This is a genomic window from Halomonas sp. (assembly GCF_034520545.1).
In the GTDB taxonomy this organism is placed as follows: domain Bacteria; phylum Pseudomonadota; class Gammaproteobacteria; order Pseudomonadales; family Halomonadaceae; genus Halomonas.
The window spans coordinates 34,954-50,292 of the sequence record NZ_JAXHNN010000009.1 but is presented as its reverse complement, the minus strand read 5'-3'; the positions used below and the strand labels follow the sequence as shown (position 1 = coordinate 50,292).

The following is a 15,339-nucleotide window of genomic DNA, read 5'->3' as shown; positions in this document are numbered from 1 at the left end:
CGCCATAATGACTCGGACGAAAACGCTCAGCGGGCGAGTCGCTCGGCGAGCCAACGGCCGATGTCACTGATCTGCTGCGGGCAGAGCGCGTGAGCCATGGGATAGCGGCGATAGCGTGCCGGATAGCCGAGCGATTCGACCTTCTCGAAGCCGGCCTTGCCCAGCGACTCGGGGACCACGGGGTCGAAGCTACCGTGATGCACCTCGATGGGCAGACCACGATTGGCCTCGGAAAGCTCGATGCTATCGGGCGTGGCGAAGTAGGTGGAGAGAGCCAGCAGCCCGGCCAACGGCGACTCGAAGGAAAGGGCCGCCTGGTAGGCCACTGCGCCACCCTGGGAGAAGCCCGCCAGGATGATGCGACGACTGTCGATGCCTTCAGCGATCTGTTCCCGCATCAAGGCCTGGATACGCTCGGCGGAGGCCATCAGCTGTGGCACGTCGATCTGACGGTCGAGACTCATCTCCTTGATGTCGTACCAGGCCGGCATGACCATCCCGCCGTTGAGGGTCACCGGGAGACGGGGCGCATGGGGCAGAATGAAGCGCACCCCGGCGTCGTCGGGCAGGGGCAGCGCCGGCACCAGCGGTTCGAAGTCGTGCCCGTCGGCGCCCAGGCCGTGAAGGATGATGACACAGGCATCAGCGGGCTTGCCGCTTCTCGGCTCGATGATCAATTCATCGGGTTGGCTCATGATCAGGTCTCCATGCTCGATCAAAAAGCGACACCCTACCGCAATAGCCAGCGGACGGCGAGGCGCGACGTCAGAAGGGCCAAATCAGCGGGATCAGGGCCAGGGCCACCACGGCGGTCAGCAGGTTCAAGAGCCCGCCGAGGCGCAGGAAGTCGGCGAAGCGATAGCCACCGGGACCGAAGACCATGAGGTTGGTCTGGTAACCGATGGGTGTCAGGAAGCTGGCCGAGGCGGCAAACATCACCGCAACCACGTAGGGCATCGGACTCACGCCGAGATTCTCTGCGCTGGCCATGACCACCGGAAAGGTGATCACCGCGGCGGCGTTGTTGGTCACCAGTGACGTCAGCAGGGTCACCAACACGTAAACCGCGCCCAGCAGCAGCCAGGGGCTGCCGTCGGCCAGCCCCAGGGCCATATCGGCCAGGATGGCTGCCGCCCCCGAGCTTTCCAGCGCCGCGCCGAGGCCGAAGGAGGCGGCGATGGTCAGCAGCACCTGGGTGTCCAGTCCCCGCTTGGCCGCTCCCACCGTGCAACAGCCGGTGGCCAGCGCCAGGGCCGCGCCCAGCATGGCGGCATTCATCATGCTGGTCACGCCCAGAGTGGCCAGCAGCACCACGCCGGCCAGGATGGCCCAGGCCAGCCAGGCCTTCTCGTGGACCGGGCGTGCCGATCCGTTGACCTTGCTGATCAGCAGGAAATCGCGTGACTGGCGATGACGTTCGATAAAGGGCGGGCGCGCCTCCAGCAGCAGCACATCGGCGGGCTGCAGACGGATCTGGCCGAGGTTGCCAGCGACCCGCTCGCCGCCGCGGCACACCGCCAGCACCGCGGCGCCATAAAGGGTCCGGAAGTGACCGTCGCGAATGCGCCGGCCGATGAACTGGCACTGGTCGGAGACCACCGCCTCCACCAGGCGGCGCTCCTTGAAGTCCTTCTCGAGGTTCGACTCGCCCTGCCGGGTCGGCACCAGGCCGCGGATCTGCTGCAACTCTACGGCGCCCTCGCTGGTACCGGCGAACACCAGTCGGTCACCACCCTTGAGTCTCTCACCCGGTCCCACCACGCTGACGATGTTGCCCTCACGTTCGATCTCGACCAGGAACAGCTCCTGAAGGTGGCGCAGCCCGGCTTCCTCCACCGTGCGGTCGACCAGCGGGCCGTCGGCATCCACCTCCATCTCGATGGTGAATTCGCGAGGATTCTCGAAGACCGCCTCCGCCCCGCGCCGCGCCGGCAGCAGCCGCGGTCCCAGCAGAACCAGGTAAGCCAGACCCACCACCGCCACCGGCACGCCTACCCAGGCGATATCGAACAGCCCCATGGTTAACGCCGGGTCACGATCGATCAGCAGGCCATGCACGACCAGATTGGTGCTGGTGCCGAACAGGGTGATGGTGCCGCCGAGGATGGAGGCGAAGCTGAGCGGCATCAGCAAACGATGCGCCGGTATGGCGACGCGCCGGCTCCAGCTCAGCACGGCCGGAATAAAGGTCGCCACCACGGGAGTGTTGTTGATAAGGCCGCTCAACGAGGCCACCGGCAATAGCAGGCGCATCAGCGCCCGCGCCTCGCTGCGGGGGCGCCCCAGCACATGGCGGATGATCAGGTCGATGCCGCCGGTCTCGCGGATGCTGGTGACCAGCACGTACATGAAGGCCACGGTGAACAAGCCCGTACTGGAGAAGCCCGCCAGGGCCTGGCCGGGGTTGATCACTCCCAGCGTCAGCAGCAGGATCACCGCACCAAGCAGCACGATATCGGGGCCTAGTCGCGAGAAGGCCATCAGCGGGAAGACGGCGGTAACGACGACGAGAGAGAGCCAGGCATCCAGCGGCATGGGCAGATCCGGTGGCGAAGAGGTAAAGGCCTCCATTGTGACCGCCGCTAGATATTCTAAAAAGTTATTTTTAGAAATCTATCTATAATTTAATAGAATATAAAAGTCGAACACCCATAACGAGAAAGGCCCGCTTTCGCGGGCCTTTCTCTACACTGCCTTACACTACGGTGAGGCAGTCACATCAGGGTCGGTCGACGTTCAGCCGATGACCTGGATGTTGGAAGCCTGGAGGCCTTTCTTGCCCTGGGTGACGTCGAAGGAAACCTTCTGACCGTCTTGCAGGGACTTGAAGCCTTCGGCCTTGATCTCGGAGAAGTGAGCGAACAGGTCGTCACCGTTGTCGTCCGGAGAAATGAAGCCGAAGCCTTTGGTGTCGTTGAACCACTTAACTGTGCCAGTAGCCATTTTCGAATTCCTCGAATAGCGTTAGATAGTGCCGGGAAATACCCGAGTTGCAGTGGGTAAAACAAGAAACTTACACCGGGAGATCGACGCTATGAGCTTTCGATGACCACTTGCGATGTTCCAGTTGCTAACCTACTGCGCGCATAGTGCGCCGATGCCGGGCGCAGGTCAAACACTAATTGAGACAAATGACTTCCGTATTACCCCTCGTCGAGAATCCACCGCGCCGCCTTCTCGGCGATCATCAACGTCGGGGAGTTGGTATTACCGCTGGTGATGGTGGGCATGACACCCGCATCCACCACGCGCAGACCCGCCACCCCGCGCACACGCAGGCGCGCATCCACCACCGCCATGGGGTCGTCATCGCGCCCCATCTTCGTGGTGCCTACCGGGTGGAAGATCGTGGTACCGATATCGCCCGCCAGGCGGGCCAGATCATCGTCACTCTGATATTCCAGGCCCGGCTTGACCTCCTCGGGTGAGTACTTCGCGAAGGCCGGCTGCTCGGCGATGCGCCGCGTCACCCGCAGCGAGTCCGCCGCGACCTTGCGATCCTCGGGAGTGCTCAGGTAATTGGTGGCAATGGCCGGCGCCTGGCGTGGGTCGGCGCTCTTGATGCGTACCGTGCCACGGCTGGTCGGATTGAGATTGCACACACTCGCCGTGATCGCCGGGAAGTCATCCAGCGGCTGACCGAAGGCGGGAAGACTCAACGGCTGGACGTGGTACTCGATATTGGGATGTTCGACCTCGTCGGAGCTGCGCGTGAAGGCACACAGCTGCGAGGGCGCCATGCTCATGGGGCCGGAACGCTTTAGAACATACTCCAGACCGATCTTCGCCTTGCCCACCAGCGAGTTGGCCATGGTATTGAGGGTCTTCGCGCCCTTCACCTTGTAGACCGAGCGGATCTGTAGGTGGTCCTGCAGATTCTCGCCGACCCCCGGCAGGTCATGGATCACCGCAATATCGTGCTCGCGCAACAAGTCGGCCGGACCGATGCCCGAGAGCTGCAGCAGTTGGGGCGAACCGATGGCGCCGGCAGAGAGAATCACCTCGCGATTGGCTCGCACCGTCATCGACTCGCCGCCGCGATCGACGCGCACGCCTGTGCAGCGCGGCTCATCACCCTGGCCGGCCTCGTCTTCTCGCTGAACATCGAGCCCCAGCACCTGGGTGGAGTGCCAGAGCATGAGGTTGTCGCGTTTCTCGACCCCACGCAGGAAGGCCTTGGAAGTATTCCAGCGCCAGCCGGCGCGCTGGTTGACCTCGAAGTAGTCGACCCCTTCATTGTCGCCGCGATTGAAATCGCGGGTCCGGGGAATGCCTGCCTCCACGGCTGCGGTGGCGAAGTCGTCGAGCACCTGCCAGCTGAGGCGCTGCCTCTCAATCCGCCACTCGCCACCATGGCCATGGTAATCGCGATGCGCCGCGTCGCCGTCACCGCCGGTATCCAGACGACAATGATCCTCGTGCTTCATGAAGTCAGGCAGGCAGTTCTCCCAGCGCCAGGCGTCGTCACCGGTGGCCTCGGCCCAGCTGTCGTAGTCGCGCGATTGGCCGCGGATATACAGCATGCCGTTGATGCTGGAACAGCCGCCCAGGGTCTTGCCGCGAGGATAGATCAGCGAACGCCCATTGAGGCCGGGATCGGCCTCGGTGCGAAAGCACCAGTCGGTGCGCGGATTGTCGATGCAGTAGAGGTAGCCCACGGGGATATGGATCCAGTGGTAGTTGTCACGGCCACCCGCCTCGATCAGCAGCACCCGGTTGGCAGGGTCGGCACTCAGGCGGTTGGCGAGCAGGCAGCCGGCCGTACCGGCGCCCACGATGATGTAATCGAATTCTTGTTTGGCCTGGAGTTGTTCAGCCATGGCGTGCTCTCACTTCGCAATCGGCGAGAGGAGAAACCGGCGCCTCTCGCCTGGGCATTGGGTGGCCGGACTTACTTGTGGGTAGGCATGGCGAACTCGGAGCCGGCGTTGATCGAATCCGACCAGCGCTGCATGATCGACTTCTGCTTGGTGTAGAAGCGCACGCCCTCCTCGCCGTAAGCGTGGGTGTCGCCGAACAGTGAGCGCTTCCAGCCGCCGAAGCCGTGCCAGGCCATGGGCACAGGGATCGGCACGTTGATGCCGACCATGCCCACCTGTATGCGGCGACCAAACTCGCGAGCCACGCTGCCGCTCTCGGTGAAGCAGCTGACGCCGTTGCCGTACTCGTGATCATTGATCAGCCGAATGGCGGTGGCGATATCGGGCACCCGAACGCAGACCAGCACCGGGCCGAAGATCTCTTCCTTGTAGATGGTCATCTCCGGTGTGACATGGTCGAACAGCGAGCCTCCCATCCAGAAACCCTCGCTGCAATCCTCACCGGTCGCGGCGGTATCGAAGTCGCGGCCATCGACGACCAGCTCGGCGCCCTCGCTCACGCCCTTCTCGATGTAGCCGGTGATGCGCTGGTGGGCCTGGGCGGTGACGATGGGGCCCATCTCGGCATCCTGCTCCAGGCCGTTCTTGACCTTGAGCGCGCGGGCACGCTCGGCCAGGCGCGGGACGAGTTCGTCGGCCACGTCACCCACCATTACCGCCACGCTGATCGCCATGCAGCGCTCCCCGGCACTTCCATAGGCGGCGCCGATCAGCGCATCCTCGGCCTTGTCGAGGTCGGCATCGGGCATCACCACCATGTGATTCTTGGCGCCGCCCAGCGCCTGGATACGCTTGCCGTGGCGAGCACCCCGCTCGTAAATCAGGTTGGCGATCGGCGTTGAGCCGACGAAGGAGAGGGCCTTGACGTCGGGATGGTCGAGCAACGCCTCCACCGAGTCCTTGTCGCCCTGCACCACGTTGAAGACGCCGTCCGGCAGCCCGGCACGGGCGAGCAGGTCGGCCATCAGCAGCGAGGCACTGGGGTCCAGCGGGCTTGGCTTGAGGATGAAGGTGTTGCCGGCAGCGATGGCCAGGGGGAACATCCACATCGGCACCATCACCGGGAAGTTGAACGGCGTGACCCCAGCGACCACGCCAAGCGGCTGACGCAGGGTCCAGTTGTCGATGCCGGTGCCGACCTGCTCGGTATAGTCGCCCTTGAGCAGCTGCGGGATGCCGCAGGCAAACTCGACGATGTCGATGCCGCGCGCCACCTCGCCCTGGGCATCGCTGAACACCTTGCCATGCTCCAGAGTGATGGCGCGGGCCAGCTCATCCTTGTGCTCATTGAGCAGTTGGAGGAACTTGAACATCACCCGGGCGCGGCGGATCGGCGGGGTATCCGCCCAGGCCGGAAAGGCCGCCTCGGCGGCGGCCACGGCGGTGGCTACATCGGACTGGGAGGCCAGCGCCACCTGGCCGGTCACCTGACCGGTGGCCGGGTTGGTCACGGCCTGGTGCTGGCCGGATTCACCGGCTGACATTTGCCCATTGATATAATGCTGGATACTGGCTGTGCTCATGGCGGCCTCGTCTCGTCGTTGTCGGAATCGGGGATGGACGTCCGTTTTCGGGGATGGGGAGTCACAGAATTGACCCCATTGGTGCCAAGGTTAGCCCCTTCAACGCCAGGTTCAATTGAGTAATTCAAAACCAGCGTATAAGTTCAGCTGATATCACTCCATGTCGAGGAAGCGACACCATGCAGGACCTCCAGACCCTGCGTGCCTTCGTCACCGTGGCCCGGGAAGGCAGCGTCTCCCGCGCCGCCGAACGACTGCACCTGACCCAGCCCGCGGTGAGCCTGAAGCTCAAGCAGTTTCAGGCAAGCCTTGGCCTCACGTTGTTCCAGCGCCGCCCCCAGGGGCTGGAGCTCACCGCCGATGGTCGCGCGCTGCTGCCCGCCGCCGAGAAGGCGCTGGCGGCCATGGCCGCCTTCGAGCAGAGCGCCCGTGCCTTGCACAGCACGCTGCATGGCCGACTCAAGATCGGTACCATCGTCGACCCGGAGTTCATCCGCCTGGGGGCCTTCCTGCGCCGCCTGGTGGAGCGCGCCCCGCAACTCGAAACCGAACTGCACCACGGCATGAGCGGCAGCGTACTGGAGTGGGTGCGTCGCGGTGAGCTGGATGTCGGCTTCTTTTTAGCACCGCCCGGCGAGGGGCCGGGCATCCCAGAGGTCGCCCACCATGAGCTCACACACTTTCACTACCACGTGATCGCCCCGGCCGGCTGGGGCAGCCGCCTGGCCGGCGCCGACTGGCCCCGTCTGGCCAGCCTGCCGTGGATTACCACGCCCGAGAACTCCGCCCATCACCGCCTGCTGCACGGCGTGCTCGACCCGTTGGGCATCGGTCCCAATGGTGTGGCCCAGGTAGATCAGGAAGCCTGCATGCTCGACCTGGTGCGAGCCGGCGTGGGCCTCAGCCTGGCCCGCGACGCCCTGGCCATGGCGGAGCGCCAGGAGCGCGGCCTGGTGGTCGCCGAAGGCATGCGCCTACCCTGCGCGCTCAGCTTCGTCTGGCGACGCGACCGTGGCGAAGAGGCGGTGATCGCCGAGGCGCTGGAAGTACTCACCGGCGTCTGGGGAGCACTGGCGCCATGACATCATTTAGACACGGGAAAGGAGTGCCCTGATGGCCGATCTCGAGATTCACCAGCTTGTGCTGATCGGGCTGATCTTCGTATGGAGCGGCTTCGTGCGCACCAGCCTTGGCTTTGGCGGCGCCGTGCTGTCGCTGCCATTTCTGCTGTTGGTGCTCGACGAGCCGCTGGTCTTCCTGCCGATCATCGCCATACAGTTGTTGATCTTTTCCAGCTGGATCGCCTGGCGCGGCCACCGACAGCTAGTGGCCATAAACGGCGGCCAGGCGCCGACCGAGAGCAATATCGACTGGGGCTATCTGCTCAAGTCGATGAAGGTGATGATCATCCCCAAGCTGATCGGGGTTGTCGGCCTGCTGACCCTGCCGGGCAACGTCCTGACCAACATCATCTTCGTGATCGTGATGGTCTATGCGATCGGCTATGTGCTCGACAAGCCCTTTCGCAGCCGCAACCGATGGGTAGATGCGCTGTTGCTGGCACTGGGCGGCTACGTCAGCGGCACCTCGCTGATCGGTGCCCCGCTGATCGTCGCGGTCTTTGCCACCCACGTGGCCGTCCACCAGCTGCGCGATACGCTCTTCGTGCTGTGGTTCATCCTGGTACTGATCAAGATGGTCTCCTTCGTGATCGCCGGCGTCGACCTGCAGCTCATCCACCAGCTGTGGCTGCTGCCCTGCGCCCTGATCGGCCACCTGCTGGGCGAGCGCGCCCACCAGCACATGCTCGCCAGCCAAACGAACCTCTACTTCCGGGTACTCGGTGGAGTCCTCATCCTGGTCAGCGTGGTGGGGCTGTTTAGCTCGACGGGCTGAACAGCCGTCATGCTTCAGCCCTGGCGGCCCGCGTCTTCCTCGGGTTCATCGGCACAACAGCCCTGGCTCTCAAGCTGGATGGTGGCATGATCCAGACCGTAGCGCTCCGCCAGCAGGGTGCGAATCGCCAGCAGCGCGGCCTCGCGATCCTCGCTCTCATCGATGGCCGCATGCAGCGAGACCAGATGGCGGCCCGGCGTCAGTGACCACACATGCACGTGATGCACGTTGCAGACGGCCTCGAGCTGTTCGGGTATCTCCCAGCGCAGCGTCGCGGCGTCCAGGCCCTCCGGGGCACCTTCCAGCAGGATGTGGCCGGACTCCCGGGTCAGCTTCCAGGCGCTCCTCAGGATCAACGCCGCCACCAGCAACGAGAGCAGCGGGTCGATGGGCGTCCAGCCGGTGGCAAGTATCACCAGGGCCGCAACGATGGCTGCCACCGAGCCAAGCAGGTCACCCAGCACATGCAGGGCGGCCCCGCGGATATTGAGATTATCGCGATCTCCGCCATGGAGGATCGCGAACACCACCACGTTGATCACCAGCCCCAGCAAGGCGATGGTCAGCATGGGAATGCCCATCACCTCCATCGGTGACATGAAACGGCGAATTGCCTCGATGCCGATCCACACCACGATGGCGATCAGCGTCAGGCCGTTGACGAAGGCAGCGAGAGTCTGCACCCGGTGGTAGCCGTAACTGCGCTTCTCATCTGCCGGGCGTCGGCTGATCCAGGCGGCGAACCAGGCTAACCCCAAGGCGGCGGTGTCGGTGAGCATGTGGCCGGCATCGGCCAGCAGTGCCAGCGAGCCGGATATGATGCCGCCCACCACCTCGGCAACCATGAAGCCACCGGTGAGCAAGATCGCCCAGAATAGCCGACGCTGGCTGTCGTGCCCGGCTTGATGTGAATGGTCGTGATCGTGAGCCATGAGCCCTCCCTTGCCAGGCCCCCAGCATAACGCAGCTGTCACCCTTCGCGCGGTCTCTCTGCGCCGATTGCCCCGTCAGCCGACGAGAGGCGCCACGAGCAGCCCACCGGCCAGCCAGGCCAGCGACAGCACTGAGATATCAGTGACAGTGCGCTGACTGCTCTTCGTTTCTCGGATCACCCATACCACCTTTCAGGCCATATTTGATCAACAGCACGTTGGCAGGCCAGGCGGCAAAAAGGCCGAGCGAGAGGGACACATAGAGCGAAGACCAGAATAACGCATCACCCATGGTGGATTTTCCGCCAAGATACAGGTCGGTGGTTATAGCCACCGATTCCATCACGACAATGCTGATGGTTTCAGCTACGAACGCACCCTTGAATGCCTCCTTGAATGGCATGCCGTTCTGCATCATGGGACCGATGTTCAGGGCAAAGCCGAAGATGTAGGCCAGTATGAAAGTGATGATGGCAGCCCAGAAATTTCCCATGGCAAACAGGCCGACCGAGATAATCACGCCCAGGATCTCACCGATACCGCAGCCGGAATAGCAGTGCGCCACGGAGCGGAAGCCCTTCCGGGACAAACTGTCCGTCGGAATCTGTTTGCGTCCAGAGTAGCGGTAGATCAGTACACCAATGGGGCCAGAGTAGAGTACGGTCAACGTCCAGACCCATTGCATCATGGAGGCAATGTGGCTGTTGCGGGTGCGCAGATCGTAAACCACCCAAGCCACGCAGGCGACGACAAGGGCCAGCCAAGTACCGAGTCCCAACCAAGTGTCGATGAGGTTTTGAATCGCCTCAATAATCATAAGTGTGACACTCCTTTTCTAGAAATAGTTACCCACAACCTAGACCATAGTCTGGCCAAGTCAGAGCGAACATATTTCCAAGGCGCAGCTGCCGATTCAATCTCCCTTGGCATCGGGTAGCCCAGGATTGAGTCGAACCGGCAGCTGTTGTGCTCCATCTTGATGTAGTCGATCACATCACCGGCACGCCGGTGACCCACATGTGCAGGTGGAAGGCGAAGAGATAGTAGGCCACCAGGCCGATGACCACGGTCGCGACGGTGCCGACCATGCCCGGGGCGGCGGTATCCGGCCGCGGACGACGACGAGCCGCGCGGAAGTCGAACACCGCCCACAGCAGGAAGGCCCCGAAGAAGACGATATCGCCCAGCCGGCCGTTGGCCAGCAGGTGGGAGAAGGCCCAGAGCTTCACCGCCAGAATCATCGGATGGCCAAGCTTGGCCTTGAGGTGGTTGCCCGGCACGTAGGCTGCCACCAGCAGGATGAAGGCAGGAATCATCAGCAACGAGACGACATGGCGCAGGCCCACCGGCGGCTGCCAGACAAGCACGGGGTCCAGCCGCATCTGGCCATAGCCCCAGATCGCCAGCGCCAGGCCGATGATAGAAACCACCGAATAGGCCGCCTTCCAGGGCAGCTCGCCCATTCGCTGAATCTGGGTGGCTCGCCAATCGTCGGCGACGATGCGCACCGAGTGCATACCGAGAAAGATCAGCAGGCCGAGTATCATCACGGTCATGGTCGAAGTCTCCATCAGGGGATAAGGTCAATGTGGAACGAAACCGCAGCCAGCCTAGTCTGTTGGCCTGAACACGACCAGTGCCGTCGAGCGCAACGGCATCAACGACGCAAAGGATTGCCATGTCCCGAGATACCGCTCCCCTGCCCGAGGTCCTCGCCGGTCCCATCCTGCGGCGCCTGAGCGCAGAGCGCCTGGTGATCTGGCTGGTGGGCTCGCGACCCCTCGACCTCAGCCTGATGCTGCACCCGACCGGACAACCACCGCGTCGCCTGACCCTCAACGCGCGCCGGCTGCAGCGCCTGCCGCTGGGCCGGCATGCCTGGCTGCACCTGATCGACGTGGCCCTCGGCAAGCCACTGCCTCGCGGCGTGCGCATCGACTATGACCTGAAGATCGCCCCGGAAGAGAGCGGCAGCGGCAGCGGGAGCGGCGGCAGCATCGCCGACTGGGCGCCTCACCTGCTGCACGAAGGCGCAACGCATCCCTGCTTCGTCCTAGCCTCCGATCATCGGCGCTTGCTACACGGCTCCTGCCGCCGCCCCCATTACGACGGCCCCGATGGCCTGGTGCGCGCCGATGCCTGGCTGGCCGAGCGCCGAGAAGCACCCGAGGCCTGGCCCGCCTGGCTGCTAATGACCGGCGACCAGATCTATGCCGATGACGTCGCCGGCCCCCTGCTGGTCGCCATCCACGCGCTGATCCAGCGCCTGGGCCTGTTCGACGAGTCACTCGAAGGCGCCACCGTGGCCGATAGCCAGGGGCTCTATGGCAGCGAGGCGACCTACTATCGCCGCGAGGCGCTGCTGCCGGACGTCGAGAGCAGTGCCGATCTACGCGAACGCTTCTTCGGCGGCGTGCGCAAGCCGGTCTTCACCTCGGCCAATGCCCACAACCACCTGATGAGCTTCGCCGAGGTGATCGCCATGTATCTGCTGGTCTGGTCGCCGGTGCCCTGGCGACTGATCGAGGTCACTCAGCCGACATTGGACGAAGAAAAGACGACGCTCTTCCAACGCGAACAGGCGGTCATCGAGCGCTTCGTCGAGGGACTTCCCGATGGAGCCCGGCTGCTGGCCCATCTGCCTTCACTGATGATCTTCGATGATCACGACATCACCGATGACTGGAACCTCACCGCCGAGTGGGAGCGCACCGCCTACGGGCATCCCTTCTCCAAGCGGATCATCGGCAACGCCCTGCTCGCCTATCTGCTCTGCCAGGGCTGGGGCAACGACCCGGACCGCCTGGCCGAGCCCCTGGCCGAGGCCGCCACGCTGCTGGAGTTGGCCAACAATCAAGAGGGCTGGCTGCCCGCCGAGGAGCAGGACGCCGTCATCGAACGGCTGCTGCGCTTCCAGGGCTGGGAAGTGGAGGTCGAGGGCGAGCCGAAGCTGGTGGTACTGGACACTCGCACCCGACGCTGGCGCAGCGAGCGCAGCCCGAAACGCCCCTCCGGCCTGATGGACTGGGAGGCCCTCTCGGAGCTGCAACAACATATTCTCGATGCTCCCTCGGTGGTGATCGTCTCGCCGGCCCCGATGTTCGGCGTCAAGCTGATCGAGGTCATCCAGAAGCTCTTCACCCTGGCCGGCAAGCCGCTGATGGTGGATGCCGAGAACTGGATGGCCCATCGCGGGGCGGCCAGCGTGATGCTCAACATCTTCCGCCATTCCCGCACCCCGGGGCACTACGTGATCCTCTCCGGCGACGTGCACTACTCCTTCGCCTACGACATCCGCATTCGTCACCGTCGCGAGGGTCCCAGGCTCTGGCAGATCACCTCCAGCGGCATCAAGAACGCCTTCCCCGACACCCTGCTCGACTGGTTCGACCGCGCCAACCGCTGGCTCTATGCGCCGCGTTCGCCGCTCAACTGGTTCACCAAGCGCCGGCGGATGGAAATCACCCCGCGCGACCCGGATCGCGCCAAGGCCGGCGAACGACTCTGGAATGGCAGCGGCATCGGCCTGGTGGAACTCGACGACCAGGGAAGGCCCAGCGACATCCGCCAGCTCGATGCCCGCGGCTACGACGTCACCTTCCCGCCCCGCGATCAGGACGCCTGACGCCGCCGCCACAGGATGAGGCCACCGGCCACCACCAGCCAGGAGACGAGTGCGGCCAGCACATCATCCAGGACGATACCGGCACCGCCGGGTACGAGCTCGGCCAGGTGGATGGGCGGCGGCTTGGTGGCGTCGAAGAGCCGGTAGACCACGAAGGCGGAGGCCATGACCCAGGGCTGACGTGCCGCCGTCTGGCCCAGTACCGCCACCGGGAAGGCGACGATCTCGTCGAGCACGATGCGTCCGTCATCCTTGGCGCCCAGTGACTGCTCGGCCAGATGGCACACCGGTACCGCGGCGAGCAGCAGCACCAGCGTCACAGCCACTTGCGCTCGCCGAGTGCGCCCCAGCAGCCACCACGCCAGCGGCAGGCCCAGCAGGGAGCCCACGGTGCCCGACGCCCAGGGCGAGAGTCCCGTCCCCAAGCCGGTGGCCAACCACATCACGACGTTATCCATCTTTCCCGCCTCTGCACGATGCATGTTGCGGCCGGTACCGGCCGAGAAGCCGCCAAGATACCCGCCGGCCCGGCGGACGTCGATGGCGGCTGCGTCGACATTCATCGCCGAGCGACGCATCATTCAGGGATGACCCTCGACACGACCCACCGCAACCGGCAGATGACCCACTTCGACGGCCACGACGAGATCTGGCTGTTCGGCTACGGCTCACTGATCTGGAAGGCCGACTTTCCCTTCCTCGAGCGCCGCCCGGCGTCTATCCATGGCTGGGTGCGCCGCTTCTGGCAGGGCTCCCACGACCACCGCGGCACCCCCGAGGCGCCGGGTCGCGTGGTCACCCTGGTGCGCGCGCCCGGCGCTACCTGCCACGGCATGGCCTATCGCATCACCCCCGAGGTGCTCGGCCCGCTCGACGTACGCGAGAAGAACGGCTACCTGCGCGAGGTGACCCGGCTGCACTTCGACGACGCTGCTCCGCCTTTGAGCGCCGAGGGGCTGGTGTACCTCGCCACCAAGGACAACGCCGCCTTCCTCGGTGACGCCCCGCTCGACGCCATCGCCGAGCAGATCGCCGTGGCCCACGGCCCCAGCGGCCCCAACCGCGACTACCTGGTCAACCTGGCCCAGGCCCTGCGCGAACTCGGCGTGGACGATCCCCACGTGTTCGCCCTGGCAGCGCGCCTGCCACACCCGGCAGACACCTGATGCCCGACACCATCTCGAAAACGGAGACGACCCTCCCATGAGCGTGACCCTCGACGACGTCCGACAGGCCGCCGCGCGACTCCAGGGGAACGTGGAGCGCACCGCCTGCCTGCACTCCACCACCCTCTCGCAGCTCACCGGCTGCGAGGTCTACATCAAGTTCGAGAACCACCAGTTCACCGCCTCCTTCAAGGAGCGCGGCGCCCTCAACCACCTGCTTTCGCTCAGCCCCGAGGAGCGTGCCCGGGGAGTGATCGCCATGTCGGCGGGCAACCACGCCCAGGCGGTGGCCTATCACGCCACCCGGCTAGGCATCCAAGCCACTATCGTCATGCCCCGCCACACCCCCAACCTCAAGGTCCGCAACACCCGCAACTTCGGGGCCGAGGTGCACCTGGAGGGCAACGGGGTCGACGAGGCCGGGGCCTACGCCCGGCGCCTGGCCGAGGAGCGCCATCTGGTCTTCGTGCACCCCTACGACGACGAACGGATCATCGCCGGCCAGGGCACCATCGCCCCGGAGATGCTCGAAGATGTCCCTGACCTCGACTGCCTGGTGATCCCCATCGGCGGCGGCGGGCTGATCAGCGGCAACGCCGTGGCCGCCAAGGCGCTGAAGCCCGATATCGAGGTGATCGGCGTGCAGACCTGCCGCTTCCCGGCCATGCAGCAGGCGCTGGCCAACGAACCGATCCACTGCGGCCTGGCAAGCCTGGCTGAGGGCATCGCCGTGAAGCAGCCCGGCGCACTGACCCAGGAGATCGTGCGTGAACTGGTCAGCGACATCGTGCTGGTGGACGAGCCCGAGATCGAACGCGCCATCCTGCTGCTGCTGGAGATCGAGAAGAGCGTTGCCGAGGGCGCCGGCGCCGCGGGCCTCGCCGCCCTGCTCACCGACCCGGCGCGCTACCGCGGCCGCAAGGTGGGGCTGGTGCTGTGCGGCGGTAACATCGACATGCTGGCGCTCTCCTCGGTGATCCAGCGCGGCCTGGTACGTACCGGGCGTATCGTGCGGGTGCGGGTCGGCATCTCCGACGTGCCGGGGTCGCTGGCCGAACTTACCCGCCTGCTCGCCGAACAGCGGGCCAACGTCATCCAGATCGCCCACCAGCGCACCTTCACCGACCTCTCGCTGCGCGCCACCGAGGTCGAGGCCACTCTCGAGACGCTGGGCAGCGACCATACACGCGAGGTGATCGCCGCACTGCGCGACGAGGGCTACGACCCGGTACTGCCCGCCAACGAGGTTCACCCGGACGAGCGCTGGGCCACCGACCCCGAGGGGCATTGACCCATGCCCTGACCGCCTGGCGAACG

14 protein-coding genes are annotated in these 15,339 nt (G+C 64.9%); 5 read left to right on the top strand and 9 right to left on the bottom strand.

Going from position 1 to position 15,339, the window contains the following annotated elements:
* Positions 1-26 precede the first annotated feature (26 nt).
* From U5L98_RS05230 to U5L98_RS05210, 5 genes are all read right to left on the bottom strand, one after another.
* Complete coding sequence (locus U5L98_RS05230) at positions 27-695, bottom strand: alpha/beta hydrolase (RefSeq protein WP_322557291.1); 669 nt, start codon at positions 693-695, stop codon at positions 27-29.
* Between the two features lie 70 nt (positions 696-765).
* A complete protein-coding gene (locus U5L98_RS05225) occupies positions 766-2,535 on the bottom strand; it encodes an SLC13 family permease (RefSeq protein WP_322557869.1) in 1,770 nt (589 codons plus the stop codon).
* Positions 2,536-2,736: 201 nt separating this feature from the next.
* Positions 2,737-2,943 (bottom strand): cold-shock protein, encoded by a 207-nt coding sequence (locus U5L98_RS05220; RefSeq protein ID WP_040185674.1) that lies wholly within the window; start codon positions 2,941-2,943, stop codon positions 2,737-2,739.
* 200 nt (positions 2,944-3,143) lie between these two features.
* Positions 3,144-4,820 carry a GMC family oxidoreductase gene (locus tag U5L98_RS05215; protein ID WP_322557290.1) on the bottom strand — a complete coding sequence of 559 codons (1,677 nt, stop codon included), beginning with the start codon at positions 4,818-4,820 and terminating at the stop codon, positions 3,144-3,146.
* Positions 4,821-4,891: 71 nt separating this feature from the next.
* The gene (locus U5L98_RS05210) at positions 4,892-6,403 is read right to left on the bottom strand and encodes a CoA-acylating methylmalonate-semialdehyde dehydrogenase (RefSeq protein ID WP_322557289.1); all 1,512 of its coding nucleotides are present in this window, start codon (positions 6,401-6,403) and stop codon (positions 4,892-4,894) included.
* A gap of 179 nt (positions 6,404-6,582) precedes the next feature.
* On the opposite strand from U5L98_RS05210, the gene U5L98_RS05205 reads away from it, so the two are divergent.
* Both U5L98_RS05205 and U5L98_RS05200 read left to right on the top strand, forming a co-directional pair.
* The gene (locus U5L98_RS05205; protein ID WP_322557288.1) at positions 6,583-7,485 is read left to right on the top strand and encodes a LysR family transcriptional regulator; all 903 of its coding nucleotides are present in this window, start codon (positions 6,583-6,585) and stop codon (positions 7,483-7,485) included.
* A gap of 31 nt (positions 7,486-7,516) precedes the next feature.
* Positions 7,517-8,299, top strand: a complete 783-nt coding sequence (locus U5L98_RS05200; RefSeq protein WP_322557287.1) for a TSUP family transporter — start codon at positions 7,517-7,519, stop codon at positions 8,297-8,299.
* Positions 8,300-8,313: 14 nt separating this feature from the next.
* On the opposite strand, the gene U5L98_RS05195 is transcribed toward U5L98_RS05200, so the two are convergent.
* The 3 genes from U5L98_RS05195 to U5L98_RS05185 all read right to left on the bottom strand — a co-directional run bounded on the left by U5L98_RS05195 (position 8,314) and on the right by U5L98_RS05185 (position 10,787).
* Complete coding sequence (locus U5L98_RS05195) at positions 8,314-9,231, bottom strand: cation diffusion facilitator family transporter (protein ID WP_322557286.1); 918 nt, start codon at positions 9,229-9,231, stop codon at positions 8,314-8,316.
* Positions 9,232-9,370: 139 nt separating this feature from the next.
* On the bottom strand, positions 9,371-10,048 hold the full coding sequence (locus tag U5L98_RS05190; protein WP_322557285.1) for a DUF4396 domain-containing protein: 678 nt from the start codon (positions 10,046-10,048) through the stop codon (positions 9,371-9,373).
* A 172-nt stretch (positions 10,049-10,220) separates the two neighbouring features.
* On the bottom strand, positions 10,221-10,787 hold the full coding sequence (locus U5L98_RS05185; protein WP_322557284.1) for an NnrU family protein: 567 nt from the start codon (positions 10,785-10,787) through the stop codon (positions 10,221-10,223).
* 122 nt (positions 10,788-10,909) lie between these two features.
* Here U5L98_RS05185 and U5L98_RS05180 point away from each other — a divergent pair, with 122 nt between their 5' ends.
* Positions 10,910-12,856, top strand: coding sequence for an alkaline phosphatase D family protein (locus U5L98_RS05180; RefSeq protein ID WP_322557283.1), 1,947 nt, complete (start codon positions 10,910-10,912; stop codon positions 12,854-12,856).
* Here U5L98_RS05180 and U5L98_RS05175 read toward each other — a convergent pair.
* Positions 12,844-13,437, bottom strand: a complete 594-nt coding sequence (locus U5L98_RS05175; protein WP_322557282.1) for a phosphatidylglycerophosphatase A — start codon at positions 13,435-13,437, stop codon at positions 12,844-12,846. The genes U5L98_RS05180 and U5L98_RS05175 overlap by 13 nt on opposite strands.
* Before the next feature lie 6 nt (positions 13,438-13,443).
* Between U5L98_RS05175 and U5L98_RS05170 the strand changes: the two genes are divergently transcribed.
* Both U5L98_RS05170 and U5L98_RS05165 read left to right on the top strand, forming a co-directional pair.
* Complete coding sequence (locus U5L98_RS05170) at positions 13,444-14,022, top strand: gamma-glutamylcyclotransferase (RefSeq protein WP_322557281.1); 579 nt, start codon at positions 13,444-13,446, stop codon at positions 14,020-14,022.
* A 37-nt stretch (positions 14,023-14,059) separates the two neighbouring features.
* Complete coding sequence (locus U5L98_RS05165; RefSeq protein ID WP_322557280.1) at positions 14,060-15,313, top strand: threonine ammonia-lyase; 1,254 nt, start codon at positions 14,060-14,062, stop codon at positions 15,311-15,313.
* The last annotated feature ends 26 nt before the right edge of the window (positions 15,314-15,339 follow it).